General features: G+C 72.1%; 24 protein-coding genes. 6 read left to right on the forward strand and 18 right to left on the reverse strand.

What is annotated here, in order from left to right; genetic code table 11:
* Position 1: 1 nt before the first annotated feature.
* From ABEA87_RS31105 to ABEA87_RS31115, 3 genes are all read left to right on the forward strand, one after another.
* Complete coding sequence (locus ABEA87_RS31105) at positions 2-424, forward strand: amidase family protein (protein ID WP_345635671.1); 423 nt, start codon at positions 2-4, stop codon at positions 422-424.
* Positions 425-506: 82 nt separating this feature from the next.
* A complete protein-coding gene (locus ABEA87_RS31110) occupies positions 507-2,006 on the forward strand; it encodes an APC family permease (protein WP_345635672.1) in 1,500 nt (499 codons plus the stop codon).
* Positions 2,003-3,022 (forward strand): acetamidase/formamidase family protein, encoded by a 1,020-nt coding sequence (locus tag ABEA87_RS31115; protein WP_345635674.1) that lies wholly within the window; start codon positions 2,003-2,005, stop codon positions 3,020-3,022. The genes ABEA87_RS31110 and ABEA87_RS31115 overlap by 4 nt, the downstream gene beginning before the upstream one ends.
* Here ABEA87_RS31115 and hypB read toward each other — a convergent pair.
* The 17 genes from hypB to ABEA87_RS31200 form a co-directional block, all read right to left on the reverse strand.
* Entirely contained in the window at positions 2,954-3,700 is a 747-nt protein-coding gene (hypB, locus tag ABEA87_RS31120; RefSeq protein WP_345635675.1) for a hydrogenase nickel incorporation protein HypB, read from the reverse strand. The two genes, ABEA87_RS31115 and hypB, sit on opposite strands and share 69 nt — an antisense overlap.
* Before the next feature lies 1 nt (position 3,701).
* Positions 3,702-4,031, reverse strand: coding sequence for a hydrogenase maturation nickel metallochaperone HypA/HybF (locus tag ABEA87_RS31125; RefSeq protein ID WP_345635677.1), 330 nt, complete (start codon positions 4,029-4,031; stop codon positions 3,702-3,704).
* A gap of 14 nt (positions 4,032-4,045) precedes the next feature.
* The gene (gene hypE / locus ABEA87_RS31130; protein WP_345635679.1) at positions 4,046-5,167 is read right to left on the reverse strand and encodes a hydrogenase expression/formation protein HypE; all 1,122 of its coding nucleotides are present in this window, start codon (positions 5,165-5,167) and stop codon (positions 4,046-4,048) included.
* The gene (gene hypD, locus ABEA87_RS31135) at positions 5,164-6,291 is read right to left on the reverse strand and encodes a hydrogenase formation protein HypD (protein WP_345635681.1); all 1,128 of its coding nucleotides are present in this window, start codon (positions 6,289-6,291) and stop codon (positions 5,164-5,166) included. Before hypD ends, hypE begins: the two co-directional genes overlap by 4 nt.
* The gene (locus ABEA87_RS31140) at positions 6,291-6,581 is read right to left on the reverse strand and encodes a HypC/HybG/HupF family hydrogenase formation chaperone (RefSeq protein ID WP_345635683.1); all 291 of its coding nucleotides are present in this window, start codon (positions 6,579-6,581) and stop codon (positions 6,291-6,293) included. The genes hypD and ABEA87_RS31140 overlap by 1 nt, the downstream gene beginning before the upstream one ends.
* Positions 6,559-7,602: a hydrogenase maturation protease gene (locus ABEA87_RS31145; RefSeq protein WP_345635685.1), complete on the reverse strand. Its 1,044-nt coding sequence runs from the start codon at positions 7,600-7,602 to the stop codon at positions 6,559-6,561. The genes ABEA87_RS31140 and ABEA87_RS31145 overlap by 23 nt, the downstream gene beginning before the upstream one ends.
* Positions 7,599-8,774 carry a hypothetical protein gene (locus ABEA87_RS31150; protein ID WP_345635687.1) on the reverse strand — a complete coding sequence of 392 codons (1,176 nt, stop codon included), beginning with the start codon at positions 8,772-8,774 and terminating at the stop codon, positions 7,599-7,601. Before ABEA87_RS31150 ends, ABEA87_RS31145 begins: the two co-directional genes overlap by 4 nt.
* Before the next feature lie 3 nt (positions 8,775-8,777).
* Positions 8,778-9,464 carry a DUF6084 family protein gene (locus ABEA87_RS31155; protein ID WP_345635689.1) on the reverse strand — a complete coding sequence of 229 codons (687 nt, stop codon included), beginning with the start codon at positions 9,462-9,464 and terminating at the stop codon, positions 8,778-8,780.
* 12 nt (positions 9,465-9,476) lie between these two features.
* Positions 9,477-9,689: a hypothetical protein gene (locus ABEA87_RS31160; protein WP_345635690.1), complete on the reverse strand. Its 213-nt coding sequence runs from the start codon at positions 9,687-9,689 to the stop codon at positions 9,477-9,479.
* The gene (locus tag ABEA87_RS31165; protein ID WP_345635692.1) at positions 9,686-10,435 is read right to left on the reverse strand and encodes a DUF5947 family protein; all 750 of its coding nucleotides are present in this window, start codon (positions 10,433-10,435) and stop codon (positions 9,686-9,688) included. The genes ABEA87_RS31160 and ABEA87_RS31165 overlap by 4 nt, the downstream gene beginning before the upstream one ends.
* Positions 10,432-10,989, reverse strand: a complete 558-nt coding sequence (locus ABEA87_RS31170; protein WP_345635693.1) for a hypothetical protein — start codon at positions 10,987-10,989, stop codon at positions 10,432-10,434. Before ABEA87_RS31170 ends, ABEA87_RS31165 begins: the two co-directional genes overlap by 4 nt.
* Before the next feature lie 9 nt (positions 10,990-10,998).
* Entirely contained in the window at positions 10,999-12,801 is a 1,803-nt protein-coding gene (locus tag ABEA87_RS31175) for a nickel-dependent hydrogenase large subunit (RefSeq protein WP_345635695.1), read from the reverse strand.
* A gap of 37 nt (positions 12,802-12,838) precedes the next feature.
* Positions 12,839-13,897, reverse strand: a complete 1,059-nt coding sequence (locus ABEA87_RS31180) for an NADH-quinone oxidoreductase subunit B family protein (RefSeq protein WP_345635697.1) — start codon at positions 13,895-13,897, stop codon at positions 12,839-12,841.
* Complete coding sequence (locus tag ABEA87_RS31185; protein WP_345635698.1) at positions 13,894-14,634, reverse strand: D-sedoheptulose-7-phosphate isomerase; 741 nt, start codon at positions 14,632-14,634, stop codon at positions 13,894-13,896. Before ABEA87_RS31185 ends, ABEA87_RS31180 begins: the two co-directional genes overlap by 4 nt.
* Positions 14,631-14,870 carry a HypC/HybG/HupF family hydrogenase formation chaperone gene (locus ABEA87_RS31190; RefSeq protein ID WP_345635700.1) on the reverse strand — a complete coding sequence of 80 codons (240 nt, stop codon included), beginning with the start codon at positions 14,868-14,870 and terminating at the stop codon, positions 14,631-14,633. Before ABEA87_RS31190 ends, ABEA87_RS31185 begins: the two co-directional genes overlap by 4 nt.
* Entirely contained in the window at positions 14,867-15,514 is a 648-nt protein-coding gene (locus ABEA87_RS31195; protein ID WP_345635701.1) for a D-sedoheptulose-7-phosphate isomerase, read from the reverse strand. Before ABEA87_RS31195 ends, ABEA87_RS31190 begins: the two co-directional genes overlap by 4 nt.
* Positions 15,515-15,616: 102 nt before the next feature.
* A complete protein-coding gene (locus ABEA87_RS31200; protein ID WP_345635703.1) occupies positions 15,617-16,861 on the reverse strand; it encodes a TolB family protein in 1,245 nt (414 codons plus the stop codon).
* Positions 16,862-16,962: 101 nt separating this feature from the next.
* Between ABEA87_RS31200 and ABEA87_RS31205 the strand changes: the two genes are divergently transcribed.
* Positions 16,963-17,088 (forward strand): hypothetical protein, encoded by a 126-nt coding sequence (locus ABEA87_RS31205; protein WP_345635705.1) that lies wholly within the window; start codon positions 16,963-16,965, stop codon positions 17,086-17,088.
* A 154-nt stretch (positions 17,089-17,242) separates the two neighbouring features.
* On the opposite strand, the gene ABEA87_RS31210 is transcribed toward ABEA87_RS31205, so the two are convergent.
* Positions 17,243-17,548 (reverse strand): DUF2277 domain-containing protein, encoded by a 306-nt coding sequence (locus ABEA87_RS31210; protein WP_345635706.1) that lies wholly within the window; start codon positions 17,546-17,548, stop codon positions 17,243-17,245.
* A gap of 80 nt (positions 17,549-17,628) precedes the next feature.
* Between ABEA87_RS31210 and ABEA87_RS31215 the strand changes: the two genes are divergently transcribed.
* Both ABEA87_RS31215 and ABEA87_RS31220 read left to right on the forward strand, forming a co-directional pair.
* Positions 17,629-18,408 (forward strand): winged helix-turn-helix domain-containing protein, encoded by a 780-nt coding sequence (locus ABEA87_RS31215; protein WP_345635707.1) that lies wholly within the window; start codon positions 17,629-17,631, stop codon positions 18,406-18,408.
* On the forward strand, positions 18,405-19,724 hold the full coding sequence (locus ABEA87_RS31220) for an MFS transporter (protein ID WP_345635709.1): 1,320 nt from the start codon (positions 18,405-18,407) through the stop codon (positions 19,722-19,724). Before ABEA87_RS31215 ends, ABEA87_RS31220 begins: the two co-directional genes overlap by 4 nt.
* The last annotated feature ends 6 nt before the right edge of the window (positions 19,725-19,730 follow it).

The raw sequence follows: 19,730 nt of genomic DNA on the forward strand, positions 1-19,730 counted from the left end.
GGTGAGATCACGGAAACAGTCAAGAAACCTTGCAATTTCCCGACCCGCGCGTCGCGGCCCGGACGCGGGCGGACCGGGGCCGGCGCCGGGTCGTGGGCCGCTGCACGGGCTGCCCATCGGCCTCAAGGACCTGTGCGACACCGCCGGGGTGCCCACCACCGCCGGATCCGCGCTGCGCCGCCATCACGTGCCGGCGGCCGACTCGGCGGTGGCGGCCCGCCTGCGGCAGGCGGGCGCCGTGCTGCTGGGCAAGCACGCCACGCACGAGTTCGCCCGGGGCGGCACCACCAACAACCCGCACTTCGGGGCCACCCGCACCCCGTACGCGCCGGACCGGATCCCCGCCGGCTCGTCGGGCGGGTGGCCGAAGTCCTCCGGGTGGGCCAGGCGGCCGCCCTACCACTGCCCGACCCTCCTCCCCTGAACGGCCGATGACCCTTTTCAATTCATGTCGATGCCGGTACGGTCACGTCTAACTTTCAAGGTCACTTCGGTTGGGGGCACCCATGGCCGACCAGACCGTTCCAAACCCACCGGCACTGCGCGCGAACGCGATAGGTCTGCGCGAGGTCCTTTTCCAGAGCATCACGGACATGGCGCCGGGGGCCGCCGTCGCCGCCTCGATCCCGGCCGGAGCCGCCTTCGCGGGCGGCTCGCTGCCCCTGGCGGTGCTGTTCGCGCTCATCGCCTGCCTGTTCTCCGCGGTCAGCGTGGCGGAGCTGGCCAAGCACCTGCCCGCCGCCGGCTCGCTCGCGACCTACGCGGCCAACGGCCTGCACAAGACCGTGGGCTTCCTGGTCGCCTGGGCGTACGTGCTGGTCGGTGTGTTGATTTCGCCGCTCGTCCTGCTCCAGCTGGGATTCACCACCGCCTCGACCATCAACTCCGAATTCTCCGGCTACCCGGCGAACCTGTGGTGGCCGTGGACGATCCTCGGCGCGCTGATCGTGATGGCGGCCGGGCTCTACGGCGTGCGCGCCTCGGCGGGGCTGGGCACCATCCTCGGGATATTCGAGATCGGCGTGTTCCTTGTGCTCGCCGTGCTGCTGATCATTCATGCCGGGCATGCCAACACCCTGTCGGTCTTCGGCACCGGGCACACGCCCGCCGAACACCACGGCATCTCCGGGGTGATCGCCGGATCCATCTTCACGATCCTCGCCTTCGGCGGGTTCGAGGGCGCGACGCCGCTGGCCGAGGAGGCGCGCGACCCACGGCGCACCATCCGCCGCGCGGTGCTCGGCGCGACCCTGACCATCGGCATCCTCTACATCATCACCACGTACGCCGTGGACGTCGCGTTCGGGCCGGACAAGTTCGCCACCTTCACCAGTTCGGGCGCCTCCTCCTGGGAGGGGCTGGCCCGCCAGTTCTACGGGCTGTTCTGGTTCTTCGTCTTCCTGGCCATCGTGAACTCCACGATCGCCAACGCCAACGCGGGCGTGAACGTGTCCAGCCGCACCGCGTACGCGATGGGCCGCATCGGTGCGTTCCCCTACCGCCTGGCCCGCATCGCCCTGCGGCACCGGTCGCCGTACGTGGCGATCCTCGCGGTGAGCGCCGCGACCATCGCGGTGTCGCTGGGCCTGGGCTTCGCGTACGACCCGGTGACGGCATTCTCGGTGGTCGGCACCGGCATCGTGATCCTGCTGGTGGCCATCTACATCGTCACCAACATCACGTGCGTGGCGTACTTCCTGCGGCACCGTCGCGAGGAGCTGAACGTGGTCCTGCACGTGGTGATTCCGATCCTCGGCGTGCTGGCGTTCGTGCCGGCCTGGCTCACCGCGGCCGGGCTACCGGTGTTCTCGTTCGTCTCCACGCTGGCACCCCCGATCTCGTACGCGGGGCCGGCCGTGGCGGTGTGGATGCTGCTGGGCGTCGGGTACCTGACGTGGCTGTACCGCAGGCACCCGGACCGGGTGGCCGACGTGGCCCGGGTGCACCTCGACGAGCAGCCGGGCGAGCAACCGGCCGTCCCGGCGAGCCCGCTGGAGGCGGTGTGACACAGGCAGGGCTGCTGACGTTCCGGCCGAGCGTCGGGGACTACGCGTGGACGTTCGGGGGTGCCGCCCCGGTCGCTCGGGTGGCCCCCGGCACGGTACTGGAGCTGTTCACCGAGGATTGTTTCGCCGGCCGGGTTCGCGGGGTCGACGACCTCGTGTCGCGGGTGGTGGAATTCCCGTTCGTCAACCCGCAGACCGGACCGTTCTATGTGGAGGGTGCGCAGCCCGGCGACACGCTCGCCGTGCACTTCGTCTCCATCGAGCCTGCCCGGGACTGGGCCGCCTCCACCACCGTGCCGCTGTTCGGCGCGCTGACCCCGACCCACGCCACGGCGGCCCTGCAGGAAGCGCTGCCCGAGGTGGTCTGGATCTGGCAGCTCGACCGGGCGCGCCGGCTGTGCCGGTTCGAGTCCCGGTTCGGACAGTACACAGTGGACCTGCCGATGGATCCCATGCACGGCACGGTCGGTGTCGCGCCGGCGAACCTGGAGGCGCGCTCCTCCCTGGTGCCGGACGCGCACGGCGGCAACATGGACACCCCGGAGATGCGCGCCGGGGTCACCTGCTACCTCGGGGTCAACGTGGAGGGTGCGCTGTTCTCCCTCGGCGACGGCCACGCCCGGCAGGGCGAGGGCGAGACGTGCGGGGTCGCGGTGGAGTGCGCGATGGACACCGTCCTCATCGTCGACCTCATCAAGAACCGCCCGTGCCCGTGGCCCCGGCTGGAGTCCGACACCCACATCATCTCCACCGGTTCGGCACGGCCGCTGGAGGACGCGTTCCGGATCGCGCAACTGGACCTGGTGCGGTGGCTGGAGGCCGACTACGGGCTGCCCGCGCTGGACGGGTACCAGCTCGTCTCGCAGGCCGTCGAGTCACCGCTGGCCAACGTGGTGGACCCGAATTACACGTCGATCGCGAAGATCCGCAAGCAGTGGCTGCCCCGCTCACCCGCGATGGACGGCACGCATGCCCGGCTGCGCGAGCAGGCCGCCGCGTACCTCGCCGGGCGCTGACGAGCGGGGAGCACGGGCGCGCAGCCACCCGTACCAGCTCTCCAGGCCGTCTCCGCGGGTCGCCGACACGGGCAGCGGCACCAGCCCCGGCCGCACCGACGCGGCGGCCCGCTCGAACGCGGCGAGGTCCACGTCCAGGTGCGGCAGCAGGTCGACCTTGTTGAGCAGCAGCAGGTCCGCGCAGCGGAACATGTGCGGGTACTTCAGCGGCTTGTCGGCGCCCTCGGTCACCGACGCGACCACCACCCGGGCGCTCTCCCCCAGGTCGAACAGGGCCGGGCAGACCAGGTTGCCCACGTTCTCCACGAACAGCAGCGACCCTTCGGGGGGATCCAGCTCGCGCAGGCCCCGCGCCACCATCGCGGCGTCCAGGTGGCAGCCGGCCCCCGTGTTGATCTGAAGGGCGCGGGCGCCCGCCGCCCGGATGCGTCCCGAATCCAGCCCGGTGGCCTGGTCGCCCTCGATGACGAACACCGGCGCCCGCTCGGCCATGGCCCGCACGGTGCGCTCCAGCAGCGTGGTCTTGCCCGACCCCGGGGAGCTCATCAGATTGACCGCGAGAATGTGCCGGCGCGCGAACCACTCGCGGTTGCGCTCGGCGAGCAGGTCGTTCTTCTCCAGCACCCGCTGCTCCAGCGCGATGGTGGTAGGGGCGGCGCAGCCGCAGGTTCCACACATGTCAGGTCACCTCGACGGATCGGATGGTCAGGCTCTCGCCCCCGCGCACCTCGACGTCGGCGCTTCCGCAGGGACACAACAGGATCAGGTCATCGACGCCGAACTCGCCGCCGCACGAGCGGCACCGGGCCCAGCCGTCCGGCTCCTCGATGTCCAGCCGGGCGCCGGCCACCGGGGTACCGGCCGCGGCGAGGTCGAAGCAGAACCGGATGGCGTCGGGTACCACCCCGGACAGCTTGCCCACCGACAGCAGCACCCGGGTCACCCGGGCGTCGCCGCACCGCCCGCCCACCGTCTCGACGATGCTCTCGGCGATGGCCAGCTCGTGCATCGCTTGCGGCCCGGTCAGCAGATGCGCGGCAGTGGATCGCCGACCAGCAGGTCGACGATACGGGTGCCGCCGAAGACGGTGTTGAGCAGGACCAGGCCCGGCGGGTCGGCGGCGACCCGGCCGATGATGGCCGCCTGCTCGCCGCCCGGGTGTGCGCGCAGCACCTCCAGCGCCGGCTGCACGCCGTCCGGCTCGACAACCGCCACCATGCGCCCCTCGCAGGCCACGTAGAGCGGGTCGATGCCCAGCAGCTCAGCGGTGCCGCGCACCTGCGGGCTCACCGGTACGGCGGCCTCGTCCACCACCACCGACACGTCGGCCGCGCGGGCGATCTCGTTGAGTACCGTGGCCACGCCGCCCCGGGTCGCGTCGCGCAGCGCGCGCACCCCCGGCACGGCGTGCAGCAGCGCCGAGACCATCCCGGACAGCGGTGCGGTGTCGGAGGTGACGTCGGCGTCGATGTCCAGCTCGCCCCGGGCCAGCATGACGGTGATGCCGTGCTCGCCGATCGGCCCCGACACCAGCACGGCGTCGCCCGGCCGCGCGGACGCGGCGGCCAGCCGCACCCCCGGAATCATCGTGCCGATGCCGGCGGTGTTGATGTAACAGCCGTCCGCGCCGCCACGCTGCACCACCTTGGTGTCGCCGGTGACCACCTGGACGCCGGCCGCCGCCGCGGCGCGGGCCATCGAGGCCACCACCCGCTCCAGGTCCTCGACCGCGAAGCCCTCCTCCAGGATGAAGCCGGCCGACAGGAACATCGGGGTGGCGCCGCGCACGGCCAGGTCGTTGACCGTCCCGTTGATCGCCAGGTCCCCGATGTCGCCGCCCGGAAAGAACAGCGGCGAGACCACGAACGAGTCGGTGGTGAAGGCCAGCCGGGTCCCGCCGGCGACCAGTTCGGCGGCGTCCTCCATCCGGTCGAGCACCGGATTTCCCAGCCGTGGCAGGAACACCGCGTCGATCAGGGTCTGGGTGGCCTTGCCGCCCGCGCCGTGCGCCATCGTGATGCGCTCCTCGCGCAGCCGGGGCCGGGCCCGCCGGACCCGCTCGATGCGCTCGATCACCTGTTGCTCCCGCGCGACCTGACCGCGCGGCGCCTCCTGCTGTGCTACTTCTCCGTGCGCGACGCTCACACCCTGCTCGCTTCCCTCACCCGTTGCCGGCTGAACCGGCCGAAGTTGTAGTACGCCGCGCAGGCCCCCTCCGGGGACACCATGCACGTGCCGATCGGTGTCTCCGGGGTACACGCGGTGCCGAAGACCTTGCACTCCCACGGCTTGAGCACGCCCTTGAGCACCTCGCCGCACTGGCACGCCTTGGGGTCGGCGATGCGCACGCCGGGCACGTCGAACACGAGCTCCGCGTCGTACTCGGCGAACTCCTCGCGCAGCCGCAGCGCCGAGTGGTTGATGAACCCCAGCCCCCGCCACTCGAAGAACGGCCGCAGCCGCATGGTCTGGTTGATGGCCTGTAGCGCTATCGGGTTGCCGTCCCACGGCACCACCCGGCCGTACTGATTCTCCACCGCGCACCGGCCCTCGGCCAGCTGCCGCATCAGCAGATACACGGACTGCAGGATGTCCAGCGGCTCGAACCCGGCCACCACCACCGGTTTGCCGTAGTCGCGGGCGATGAACTCGTACGGGCGGCAGCCGATCACCGTGGACACGTGGCCCGGCCCGAGGAACCCGTCCAGCCGCAGATCCGGCGAGTCCAGAATGGCCTTGATGGCCGGGATGATGGTGACGTGGTTGGCGAACACGAAGAAGTTGCGCAGCCCCTCGGCCCTGGCCCGCAGCAGGGTCATGGCGGTGGACGGTGCCGTGGTCTCGAACCCGATCGCCATGAACACGATCCGCTGCTCCGGCCGCTGCCGGGCGATGGCCAACGCGTCCAGCGGCGAGTAGACCATCCGGATGTTGGTGTCCCGCGCGTTCGCGTCGAAGAACGAACCGTTGCCACCCGGTACCCGCATCATGTCGCCGAAGGACGTCATCAGCACGCCCGGCTGCCGGGCGATGTGGATGGCGTCGTCGACGCGGCCCATCGGGATCACGCACACCGGGCAGCCCGGCCCGTGCACCAGCGTGATGTTCTCCGGGAGGTAGTCCTCCAGGCCGTGCTTGTAGATGGTGTGCGTGTGCCCGCCACACACCTCCATGAACTTGTACTCGCGGCCGGGCTCGCACAGCTGCGCGATCCGCGCCGCCAGTGCCCGCGCCTTCTCCGCGTCGCGGAACTCGTCGACGTAACGCATCAGTGTTCCCCCGGCCATCCGTCGATGTTCGATTCCCGCAGCGCGGTCAGCTCGTCGGCGTAGGGAGTGCCGATGCTCTCCAGGAACGCGAGCACCGCCCGCGCCTCGTCCTCGGAGATCTTCGACAGGGCGAAGCCGACGTGCACCAGTACCCAGTCGCCCAGCCGCAGATCCTGGTCGGCCAGCAGGGCCACGTTGATTTTCCGGCGCACCCCGCTGACCATCACCACCCCGAGATCGGGCTGTTCGGCCACGGTGTCCACCAGCTCACCGGGGATGCCCAGGCACACCGGCCCCGCCTCCTCCGCCGACGCTGGCCACCGGCGGCGCCGTCACATCCGCCGCATCTTCAGGTACCGCTGGATCTCTGGCCACTGCGCGGCCACCGCGGTGGTGACCAACCCGACGCTCAGCAGCGCCGCGACCGACAGCATCTTCTTCACGTGCCTCACCAACCTTCCCGGCCGAACCGGTTCTCCCGCCGGGTTCCGGCGCACCGGCCGGACCCGCCAACAGCTCTCGCGCGAGCGACCGCACCAGGCCGGCGGCCGTGATCAGCGCGCCGCGCACGGGCGCGCTCAGGGCCACCACGACCTCCTCGTCGGGCCCGGTCACCGGGATCGACTCCGGCTCGCAGCACACCACGTACGTGGTCGCGGGCACCCCGCCCAGCTCGCGCGCCAGGGCCAGAACCCGCACCGGGTCCATCCCGTGCGTCTGCAGGTCCACCGGCCCACCCCGGGTCAGCCGCGGTTCGATGACGGTCAGGGTGCCGGGGACGTATCCGCGCGGCGACGCGTCGATCAGGATGGCCGCCCGGTAGTCGCGCAGCAGCGCGTACGCCAGGTCGAGGCCGCGGATACCGAAGTCCACCACGTCCACGCCGGGGATGGCCGGGCTGGCCAGCAGCAGCCGGGCCACCTCGCAGCCGAACCCGTCGTCGCCGAGGAACAGGTTCCCGATGCCGGCCACCAGCACCCGGGCCGTCCCGGGCGCTCCGGCACCGGCAACGGCCTGGACGGGCTCCACGTCGTCCGGCGTGTAGAAGAAGCGGTGCCCGGGCATGCGCGCGTCGCCGAGGTCGCGGCCCGGATCGTCGGACACCGTCACGGCCAGCTGGACGCGGCCCTCGTCGTCCTGCTCGATGGACTCCACCACGGCGGTGCGGCCGTCCAGCGCGAGGTCCAGGATGTCGCTGTGCCGCTGCGGCCGCAGCCGGACGAGGCTGCCCGCGCGCAGGCGGACCCCGCCGACCTCGATCGAATCGGGGCCGCGGCTGGCCATCCGCTCCCAGAAGGCCGGCCCGCTCACGCGGGGATCTCCCCGGCCCCGGATTCGAACGAGAACAGCCGCTCCGCCGGATCGCGCGGCCCCAACGGCAGCGTCGCGTCGGATGTCCCCGCCGGTACCGTCAGCGGTTCGAGCCCTCGCGCCTGCTCCGGCGGCGTGCCGATCGGGCGCAGCTCGCGCAGCCTGCCGTGCAGCCGCATGAGCTGCTCCGGCGTCAGCGCCGCGCAGCGGTCCAGGATCTCGCGGGCCCGCGGATCGCTGTCGCGCATCTCGCGGCGCTCCTCCTCGCCGAGGGTCATGATGCTCAACGTGAGCAGCTGGTCGATCTCGGTGGCGTCGAACAGATCGCCGGGGCTCTCCGGTGCGACCTGCGGGTAGTCGGGCAGGATGACCGGCGCCGACAGCATGGTGTGCCCGTCGCCCTCGGCGCCGACCAGCACCGGCCAGGTGTCGATGTTGTCGCACTCGGCGGCGAGCGCGGCCAGTTCGGCGGGCGGGTCGGCGAGCGAGACCAGCCGGGCCCGTTCCGCGCGGATGATGGTGTGCGCGGAGACGAAGGTGCGCCGCAGGGCGCCGATCCGGTCGATTCCGCGCCAGTCGGTGGTGTTGACCACGCGCACGGTCAGCCGGTACGTGTCCGGCGCGACGGTCTCCGCCTGGATGTCGATCCCGCCGCGCAGCGCCCGCCAGTGGCGCACCACCGCACCCGTGCGCGGATCCTCATCCCCGGCCGGTGTGACCGGGCCGTCGCCCGGGTCGAGGAGCCACTCGATGTCGCTGCCGCCCTCGATCTCGACCGGTACCCGGTGCGGCACCACCGACAGCCCCGCCAGCGGCAGCGGCTCGCTGACCACCTCCCGCTCGGTGGCCTCCTCCCAGGACAGCAGGCGCCGGTTGCCGACGGACAGTTCCCGTACCGGCTCCAGCCGCCCCTCGCGCAGCCGGGACACGTCCCGCGCCACTACCTGCAGGAACCGCACCCGCACCTCGACCGACGCGCCGGGCTCGGCGGTCAGCAGGCACTGCGTCTGCACCACACACGGGCCGGCGTCGTAGGCCGAGCCGCACGAGCTCGGATACACCCCGCCTATCGTCCACCGGTGCTGATTCTTCAGCGCCGAGCGCCGGTACGGCCACAGCAGGTACCCCTCATAGAGCACCGCCTGGGCGACCTGGCGCACCACGTCCTCCACTGCTCACACCCCACCCATCGGCCGCTCGGCGGCCCTCAGCAGCGCGTCGATCGCGCTTTCCCAACTGGGCAGCGCGTTGCGTGCCCGAAATCCATACAGCCGGTCGAACACCGTCCGGTCGAGCCGGAGCCAGGTGCTGTCCGGGAAGTAGCGCCCCATCAGGTCCCGCCAGACCCGCACCGGCATCCGGTACGACGCCTCGGTGTCCCAGGGGATCCGGGCCGCCCGCAGCCCGTCATCGGTCGAGTAGAAGACCGTGCCGGAGAACAGGAACTCGAGCGGTACTTCCCCATCCTGAAGGGCGTGCAGGTACTTGCTGGCGACCACGTCGAAGTCGTACGTGCAGCCGACCAGGATGTCGGCGACCGTGTCGCCGTCGAACTCGGGCACCTGGGTGGTCGTCTGTGTCCACAGCAGACTCCCGACGGTGCGGCCCCACTGGTCGGGCGTGCCGAAGATCTCCACCAGCCGCTGCTGGTCGGCCGGCGCGTAGGGCCGCTGCGCGGCGGCGATGCGGAGCTGGGTGTGCAGGGCCACCGACCGCACCGGGTGGCCGCCCTCGGCGTGGATGTGCGCCTCGAACCGCAGCGTGGGCACCGCCGCGAGGTCGACCGGCGCGGCCGACGCGATGGCGATGCGTAGCGCGGGAGCGGCGTCGACGTCCGCGATGGCGCGGCTGGACGTGGTCACGATGGGTTTCCCTCAGGCCGGCGAGAGGTTGGGCATGCCCGGCGCGATGGGCTCGCGCGAGCGCGGATTGATGCCGGTGGAGCGGGCCGCCGTGGAGCGCCCGTCGGGCAGGTGGCCGCGCTGCTTGTCGTAGTTGCCGCGCGCGTTGCCGGCGCCGACTCCCTTGGTGTGCGACGGCGCGGACGGTTCCACGTCGGGCCGCCCGACCCTGATGTGTGCGCTCATGCTTTGCTCCCCTCTACCGTGTTCGCCGTGTTCGCCGTGTTCGCCGTGTCCGTCTGGTCCGGGCGCCGGGCCCGCACCGTGCGCGCCCGGTCGTGCAGGGTGGCGAAGAATGCCGCCAGCTCGTCTCGCACCCGGGTGCCGCCGGTGAGGCCCGACCAGTGCGTGCGGATCAGGCCGGCGAGCGCGTAGCAGTCGTCGATCGGCACCAGCCAGTGGTCCCGGGCGCCCTGCGCCCGGTTCACCAGCAGCGCCTCGATGTCCGGCTGCAGGCTGTCGAGCACCGGGTTGGCCAGCGCCAACTCCCGCCAGCTCGCCAGGTCCAGCAGCGACTCGACGGCGCCGGCCGGGCTCGGGTAGAAGGCCACGACCCGGCCGGCCCGGTTGTCGTGGAAGAAGAAGGCCATCTCCACCGGCAGGCCCAGCCCCACCCAGATGACGTCGTCGAGCATGAAGTCCGGCAGGTACCAGCGCCGGTCCGGCACCAGCCGGTACCGCTGGCCGCCCGCGGTGGCCCGGTCGAACAGCACGCAGCAGGCGCGGCAGGCGCATCGCAGCCGGCGTTCGGTCAGGTCGAGCAGGTGCCGATGCCCGATCGGGATGGCCTGGGCGCACAGCTGGCACCGCTCGCCCTCCACACTGTCCACTGTGGACTTCAGCCGCGGCGGGGTGGCACGCGGCAGTGGGCTGCCGGTGTCCGCGGGGTTGGCGAGCCGGTAGAGCCGGGAGGAGCGGATCGGCGACGTCATGCCGGCCCCGGATCCGGGTGCACCGGCGGCCGGGCGATGCGCTGGAGCAGGTGCTCGGCCGGAATGACGGTGGCCGGCCGGGCCACGTGCTCCACCTCCACCCGGGTGACCTCCGGGGCCGCCGCGCGTACCGCCTCGTCCAGGGCGGCGTTCACCGCGGCCCGCGACGACCCACACCCGCTCGTGCCGCTGACCCGTAGCCGCGCCGCGCCGGCACCTACCTCCACCAGGTCGGCCCGCGCCCCGTTCAGCCGCGGCTCCAGCCGCTCGATGGCCAGGCCGATCCGCTCCGGCACGGCCTGCGGGTGCAGGCCGTGCAGCAGGAGCAGGTGGGAGACCAGCTCGTCGGCGGCCAGTTCGGCGGTGAACGCGTCGCCGCCAAGCCGGGCCCCGGCTCCGACGATCCGGACCAGGCCCTCACCGTAGAGCGCGAGCAGCGCCTCCACCAGACCGATGGCGGTGTCCCGGGCCGGTTCGGGCAGTTCCTCGGCCCGCTCCAGCCGCTGTTCGACCGCGCGTACCCGCTCCAGTTCGCGCTCGCCGTCGTGCGCCATGCCGCCGCCCTACCCGCCCGCGCTGGTGCCGAGGGTGGGCGAGTGCAGCCGCTTGACCACCTGGCCGTCGCCGAGGTACATGTGCACTCCGCAGGGCAGGCACGGGTCGAAGCTGCGTACCGTGCGCATGATGTCGATGCCCTTGAAGTTCTCCCGGCCGTTCTCCTCGAAGATGTGCATGCCCGCCACGGCGTCCTCGTACGGGCCCGGCGTGCCGTACTTGTCGCGCGGGCTGGCGTTCCACGGGGTCGGCGGGTACGGGTGGTAGTTGGCTATCTTGCCGTCCCGGATCACCAGGTGGTGGGAGAGCACCCCGCGCACCGCCTCGTGGAATCCGCACCCGATGGCCTCGTCCGGCACGTCGAAGTCGGAGAACACCTTGGTGTTGCCCGCCCTGATCTCCTCGAACGCGCGTTCCACGAAGTACAGGGCGGCCGCGGCCGCGTACGCGATGAAATACACCCGGGCCCGGTCGCGCTCCAGGGTGTTGGACCACTGGGGAACCTTCCACTCCAGCTGCATCTCCGGGAAGGCGGCGCTGCGCGGCAGGTTGATCTGCACGCTGTGCCCGGTGGCCTTGACCGTTCCGATGTCCACCTTGCCCGACAGGGCCGTGGACCACAGCCGGGCCAGCGGTCCGCCGCCGGTGTCCAGCGCCAGATGCTCCTTGGTGGCCGGGTTGAACCAGCGGGGGCTCATCACCCACGAGTAGTTGCCGCCGTCCAGATCGCGCTTCTGCGGCCGGGGCAGGGTCGTCTGGTTCCACGGGTGCCGCTGGTCGACCGGGTTGCCCAGCGGGTCGCGGGTCACGAAGGTCTCCTCGCCCACCCAGTCGTCGTAGTACGAGCTGCCCAGCAGGATCCGGATGCCGAGGTTGATGTCGACCAGGTTCGTGGTCAGCAACTGGCCGTCCAGCACGATGCCGGGCGTCACGAACATCTCCGAGCCCCAGGCGTTCATGTTGCGGTAGTCGTAGTCGACGTGCGCCGGGTTGTTGAAGGCACCCCAGCAGCCGAGCATGATGCGCCGCTCGCCGACCTTCTCGTAGCCGGGTAGGGCCTCGTAGAAGAAGTCGAAGATGTCGTCGTTGCACGGCACGGCCTTCTTCACGAAGTCCAGCACCTTCAGCAGTCGCACCAGGTAGTCGGTGAACACCTGCGGGGTCGCCACGGTGCCGACCCCACCCGGGTACAGGGTCGAGGGGTGCACGTGGCGCCCCTCCATGAGGCAGAACATCTCCCGGGTCAGCCGGCTCATCTGCAGCGCCTCGCGGTACATCTGGCCGGTGAACGGGTTGAACGCGCGCATGATGTCGGCGATCGTCTTGAACCCGTGGATGTCGCCGTGCGGCGCGGGCGTCTGCTCGGCGCGGCGCAGCAGGCTCGGGTTGGTCTGGCTGACCATCTGCTCGCAGAAGTCGACGAACACCAGATTGTCCTGGAAGATGGTGTGGTCGAACATGAACTCGGCGGCCTCGCCGAGGTTGATGATCCACTCGGCGAGCGGCGGCGGCTTGACCCCGTAGGCCATGTTCTGCGCGTAGACCGAGCAGGTCGCGTGGTTGTCACCGCAGATTCCGCAGATGCGGCTGGTGATGAAGTGCGAGTCGCGCGGGTCCTTGCCCCGCATGAACACGCTGTAGCCGCGGAACATCGACGACGTACTCTTGCACTCGACGACTTCCTGGTTCTTGAAGTCAATCTTCGTGTAGATGCCCAGATTGCCGATGATGCGGGTGATCGGGTCCCACGACATGTCGACGAGTTCGCGCGTGTCCTCCTGCGCCTTGCTCGCCTTCATGGTCTGGCTCACCGTCGGTGTCCTCCTGTCGATCTGGGCCGGGCGGCGATCAGCGCGGCCACCGCGGCTGGTACCCGCTGGTCAGCTCCGCGCGGTTGTGGTGCCATCGGGGCTCCTCGTTCGCCGTCTTGTTGGTGATGGATCGCAGCCGGCGAATCAGCGAGCCGTAGGTACCGGCGATGGCGACCGACACCGTCGCGCCGGGCGGCTGATCCATGAACGGCATGAACTTGTCCGGGAACCCCGGCATGGTGCAGCCGATGCAGATGCCGCCAACGTTCGGGCAGCCACCGACGCCGTCCATCCAGCCGCGCTTGGTGACATTGCAGTTGACCACCGGACCCCAGCAGCCGAGCATCACCTGGCACTTCGGGGAGTTGTAGTCGCGGGCGAAGTCGCCCTGCTCGTAGTAGCCGGCCCGGTCGCAGCCCTCGTGCACGGTCTTGCCGAACAGCCAGGTCGGGCGCAGCTGCTCGTCCAGCGGGATGGTCGGCGCCACGCCGGCCGCCTGGTACAGCAGCCAGGTCAGGGTCTCCATGAAGTTGTCCGGCTGCACCGGACAGCCGGGCACGTTCACGATGGGCAGGTTCCCGGCGGAGCGGAAGTTCCAGCCGAGATAGTCGGCCAGGCCCATGCACCCGGTGGGGTTCCCGGCCATCGCGTGGATGCCGCCGTACGTGGCGCAGGTACCGGCGGCCAGCACCGCCCACGCCTTCGGCGCGAGCCGGTCGAGCCACTCCGGCAGCGTGATGGGCTGCCCGGTGGCCGGATCGTTGCCCATCCCGGACCAGTACCCGTCACCGTTGATCTTCTCGTTGGGGATGGACCCCTCGACCACGAGGATGAACGGGTCCAGCTCGCCCGCGGCGGCCTTGTGGAAGGCGGCCATGAACTCGTCACCGGTCTCGGCGGCCAGCACCTTGTTGTGCAGCACCACCTTGGGCAGCCCCGGGACCAGCCCGAGCAGCACATCCTCGATGCTGGGCAGTCCCGCGGCGGTCACCGAGACGGTGTCGCCGTCGCAGCTCATGCCCTCCGAGGTCCACAGGATGTGGACGGTCTTGGTGGGCGCCTTCGCCCCGTCGCCCGTCTGCGCCATCACGGTCATCGCGCCGTACCCCCGAGGTCAGTGGTCGCCGTCCCGGCAGGCCCGCCCCGGGCCAGGGCGGCGAGGGTGAGCTCCCACAGGACGTGGTAGATGGTGGTCTGCGCCTCCTGGATGCGGTGCACCGACGGCGAGTCGACCACGAACAGGTAATCGATGCTGGACAGCTTGGCCATCTTGCCGCCGTCGTGCCCGGCGATGCCGATGGTGAGCAGGCCGCGGGCGTGCGCCCCATCGAAGGCGTGCAGCAGGTTCGGCGAGTCGCCGCTGGTGGACAGCCCCACCGCGATGTCGCCGGGGCGCCCGAGCGCCGCTATCTGGCGCGCGAAGACCGCCTCGAACCCGACGTCGTTGGACAGCGCGGTGACCAGCGCGGAATCGTTGGTCAGCGCGAACGCGGGCAGGGCCAGTTCGGGCGCGCCGTCGCCAGCGCTCATGAAGAGGCTGGCCAGATCCTGCGCGTCGGTGCTGCTTCCGCCGTTGCCGAAGGCAAGCAACCGGGCGCCGGAGGCGAAGGCGCGGGCCAGTTCGGCCGAGCACGCCTCGATCCGGGCGGCCTCGCGCTCCACGATCCGGCGGCGCAGCTCGATGATCTCGTACGCCTTGTCCACAGTGGAGCGCCGCACCTCGGCCAGCAGCTCGGCGTGCCCGGCCAGCGGATCGCCCGGCCGCGGCGCGGACAGGAACGGGTAGAGCGCGTCCACGCCGCCGGGCTGTTCCTCCTCCGCGGCGGCCGTCATGCCGTCACCACCGCGATGGCCTCACCGGCGTGCAGCAGAACGGCGTCGCCGACCGAGGCGCGGACGAGCGCCACGCTGACCACCTCGGTACCGGCGCCGGTCTCGACCAGGGCCATGCCGTCGGGCAGCAGGCGCAGCACGGTGGCCGGGTCCGCCCGATCCGCGCACGTCAGACATCCCGTCTCCGCGTGCGGCGCGGCGGGATCAGGCCGCCGCCCGGGGGTCGTCGCGGTCATGACCGGCTCCCCGCCCCGACGCTCGGACGCCCCGCCGCCGTTCGGGCGCCGGGCAGGCCGGGTGCGCGCAGGAACACGTGGACCAGCTCCCAGAGCAGGTGGTACGCGGTGACGTGTACCTCCTTGACCACGCGCGGGTCGGCCGACCGGGCGAACAGCGGCACGTCCACGTCCGACCATTCGCCGGCGGTGTCCGCGCCGCCGAGCAGCGCGACGGTGAGCAGGCCGAGCCCGGCCGCCTCGCCCAGCCCGCGCCGCACGGTGGGGCAATCGCCGTCCGCGCCGATGCCCAGCGCGATGTCCGCCGGCTCGGCGATGACGCGCATCTGGTGGGCGAAGACCTCGGGGAGCCCGGCCCGCCCGGCGACCGCGGTCAGGGTCGCGACGTCGGCGGTCAGCGACACGGCCGGCAGCGCCGGCTTACCGATGATCACTGGGTGCATGAACTCGACGGCCACGTGCTGGGCGTCGGTACCGGGCCCGCCGCTGCCGAAGACGATCAGCTTGCCGCCCCGCTCGAACCGGTCCGCCATCCGCCCGGCCGCCTCGATCAGGAGCCCGGCGTCACCGGCCAGCGCCTCCACCGGCCCGACGCGCCGGGCGACGAGTTCCCCGGCCGCGGGAACGTCGTCCGGTGTCCGCATGGCAAGGTCGCTTTCTCGCGGCGTGAAGTGGGTGTATCCCGGACATTACGCCTGAGCGACGGAGCAAAACGGTAAACGGGCGAAAACTAGCCACAACACCCGCTATCCGGCAGGTCGGACCGCCAGTTGGGTGAGCGCCGGCAGCGGTACGCCGAGGGGACGCACCCGCTTCGTGGCGATGTCGACCGGGTACAGCCCGCCGCCGGCCCCCGCGACGAACAGCATCCGGCTATCCGGCGACCAGGCCATGCTGGCCGGGTCCAGGGACGACTCCACCGGCACGTCGAGCCGCGACTCGGCGCCGGACGCCAGATTGAACAGCTGGATCGTGAGGGAGCCACCCGCACCGGACTCGAAGACGGCGGCCGTGCGGCCGTCCGGCGAGATCAGGCCGCCGCCGTGGTTGGTAGCGTCCACGGCGGCGTGCAGGGTGTGGTGCGAGCCGGTGAGACGGTCGATGACCACGGGGCCGCACCGGTACCGGCTGTCGCACTCCATGGTCAGCCAGCGGGTCGGGCCGGCGGCCAGCAGGTCGCCGTAGGTGATCCGGCGCAGGCCGTCCGGGCGTGCGGTGTAGACGCCGGCGGTGCCGGTGTAGATCAGGTAGCCCGCCCGGTCGGAGTCCGCCGCGTAGTCCCCACCGGGCAGCGCGACGGATTCGCCGGTGGGCTGGCCGGCGGAGTCGACCAGGATCATCTTCCTGCCGTCCGCGGCGGCCGGCACCCAGACGTGCTCCTGGTCGGGGCCGGGCAGGGCGGGCCCGCCCTGGCTCAGCGCGCCGGCCAGCGGCTGCGCGGGCCGCCCGTCCCGTACGACGAAGCCCGGCACGCCGTCCAGCGGCCGGATCATCGCCCAGTCCCGGCCGACCACGAACGACGCCGGCCCGCTGCTCTGGATGGGCGGGACGTCCGTGCGGGTCACCCGGCCCCGGGCGAACTCGATCCGGACCACCCCGGACGGGCCGCGCCCGAACAGTTCCCAGCCGGCGGTGATGCCGAGCAGCGGATGGCCGACCTGGCTGACGGCCGGCGCAGGGGTGCTGCCGCTCGGCGACGCACCCGGCGGCCCAGCGGCCGGCATCCGCGATCGCCCGGCCGGATCGGCCGGTCCGGTGGCCGGGCCGCCCCCGCCGCGCTGCGACTGGACGGCGACCGCCGCGAGTACGGCCCCGCCCGCCAGCCCCAGCGCGAGCCATTTGCGCCACACCCGCCTCGGGCGGCCGTCGCGCAGCCCGCCGAACTCGATGGTGTCGAGCTCGATCTCGTGGCCGCGGACCGGCCGGTGCTCGCCGCCCCGGCCGCCCTGACCACCCCGGACGTCGTCGTCACGACTGTCACCACCGTCCATGGCGCCATCATGGACCCGACCGCCCTGGTTACGGGAGGCGCGGGCACCCTCGCTGTGCAGCACTTTCGAAAATTGTCGGATCGCCACGGCATCATGCGTCCATGGCTGAAGACGCACTCGCACAGTTCGACCGCGCCGCGGCCGTGGCCGACGCGGTCATCGCCGCGACCACGCGCGCCACCGCGGCTGACCGGCTGGCGGCGTTCGCCGGGCGGAAGGTGGCTTGACACCACCGACCGGAACCCGGCTCACCGCCGGCCGAGATCGGTCAGCGCCGGCCTAGGGATCGGTCAGCGCCGGCCTAGAGATGGGTCAGCGCGCCCCACGCCGTGACAGCGTCAGCGCATCGGCCCCGCGCGGGATTCGGACCGCCGGTGGTCGTCAGTGCCGGGCCGCGCCGGCTGGCGGCTCGGCGTGCGGCTGGTCGAGCCCGAGCCGCCTGCGCACCTCCGGCCGGCGCAGCGGCGGCAGCGCCTTCGGTTCCTGGCGGCGGGCGGGCAGGCCGGCGAGCAGCCGTGAGGTGATCTCCGCGACCTCGCGTACCGCCTCCTGCACGGCCTCGGCCGTGGCACCGGTCGGCCGGGCGATGCCGGTGACCTTCCTGATGAACTGGGCGGCGGCCGCCTCGACCTCCTCGTCGGTCGCGGGCGGGTTCAGGCCACGCAGCTCGGTGATGTTGCGACACATGCCCCCAACATAGGGCCCCTCGGCGCAGGAAAACGCAGAATTTTCTTTGCAAAATATCCTTTGCGAATTACGGTGAGCGCATGGACGACGAGAAGTCCGGGACGCTCTCGCCGGTCGGGCCCGGTTCGACGCCGGCCGCCCCGCCCGACGGCTGGCCGGGCTGGTTCGACCCGTCCGTCGACCTCATGCTCACCCCACGACGGCTGCGCGGCCTGACGCATCCGGTGCGGGTGCGGCTGCTCTGGCTGCTGGAGACCGACGGCCCGGCCACCGCCTCGCAGCTCGGCCGCCGCATCGGCGCATCGAGCGGCGTGACCAGCTACCACCTGCGGATCCTCGGCGAGCTGGGGTTCGTGGAGGAGGACACCGCGCGAGGCACCGGTCGCGACCGCTGGTGGCGCCCGAAGTACCGGGGCTCGGGCCTGACCCTCCGCTCCCCCGACGATCCGCCCGACCCACAGAACATCGAGGTCGCCGAGCAGTACCTGCGGATCGTCGTGCAGCAATATCACGAGCGCATGCTCGCCTACGTCAACAGCCTCACCGGCCGGCTCGACGAGCTGCCCACGCTGCCGTGGACGTTCCACGAGAACAGCATCGAGCTGACCCACGAGCAGGCCCGGTCGCTCGCCGAGGAGGTCGCCGCCGTGGTCCGGCGCTACCAGCGCGAGCCGGACCAGCGCGAGCCGGACCAGCGCGAGCCGGACCAGCGCGAGCCGGACCAGCGCGAGCCGGACCAGCGCGAGCCGGACCAGCGCGAGCCGGGCGAGGGTGCGGTGCGCGCGATCTTCCAGTTCCAGCTGCTGCCCTACGACGCCGTCGACGGCGGCGTCCGGCGTGACGGTGAGGCCCCGTCGTGACGCGGCGCGCGCCGTTCGCCGCGCTGCTCGGCGGGTACGCGATCTCGGTGGCCGGCACCTCGATGTCTGCGGTGGCCATCCCGTGGCTGGTGCTGAGCACCACCGGCAGCGCGGCCACCACCGGCCTGGTCGCGTTCGCGGAGATGGCTCCCTACGTGGTCGCCCAGGCCCTGGCCGGCCCGCTGGTCGACCGGGCCGGGCTGCGGCGGGCGTTCGTGTCGGGCAACGTGCTGGCCGCCATCGCGGTCGGCGCAATCCCGGTGGCACACGCGACGGGCGTCCTCACCCTGCCGACACTGCTCACCCTCGTCGCGGTGGCCGGAGCGGTACGCGGCACCGCCGACTGCGCGAACGGCGCGCTGGTCCCGACCACCGCCTCGCTCGGCGGGATCGCGCTCGAGCGGGCCGCCGGCCTCAACTCGGGCGCCAACCGCCTCGCGCTGCTGGTCGGCGCGCCGCCGGCCACGGCCGTGGTCACGCTCGCCGGATCGCCGCTGGTGGTCGCCATCGACGCCGCGACGTTCGCGGCCGCCGCGGCGATGGGCGCCATCTGGGTACGCGTGCCCCGGCAGCCGACCACCGCGCCGCCGGACCGCACGGCACCCGATGGCACGAGATCGGACCGCACAGCGACGGGCGGCACGGCGACGGGCGGCACGGCGCTGGGGCGCTACGGCCGCGACCTGGCGGCCGGCCTGCGGTTCATCCGGACGGACCGGCTGTTGCTCGGCCTCATCACGATGATCGCCGTCACCAACCTGCTCGATCAGGGGCTGGCCGCGGTGATGCTGCCGGTGTGGGCGCGCGAGCGGTTCGGGTCGGCCGGCGCGCTGGGCGTCCTCGCCGGGGTCGGCGGCCTCGGCAGCGTGCTGGGCAACCTGCTCGGGGCGTGGCTCGGGCCCCGGCTGTCCCGGCGGGCGCTGTACAGCGTGGGCTTTCTGGTCGGCGGTGCGCCCCGCTTCCTCGTTCTCGTACTGGCCGGCACGCTGCCCTCGGTCATCGGGGTGGTCCTGGTCTCCGAGGTCTTCGCGGGATCCCTGAACCCGGTGATCGGGGCGACGGCCTACGAGCGGATCCCCGAGAACCTGCGGGCCCGGGTGCTCGGCGCGGTGCGGGCCAGCTCGTGGATCGGCGTGCCGTTCGGGGGGCTGTTCGGCGGGTACGCCATCGAGGCGCTGGGTACGCGCCCCGCCCTGCTCGCGTTCGGCACTGTGTACCTGCTGACCACCCTCGCGCCGTTCGTCTTCCCGGCCTGGCGGCAGCTGCGTCGGCCCGATCCGGCCCCGGTCGGCGACCGGCACCCGGCCGTCGCCTGAGCCCCG

Origin of the sequence: Rugosimonospora acidiphila, from assembly GCF_039543385.1 — a bacterium.
Classification (GTDB): Bacteria; Actinomycetota; Actinomycetes; order Mycobacteriales; family Micromonosporaceae; genus Rugosimonospora; species Rugosimonospora acidiphila.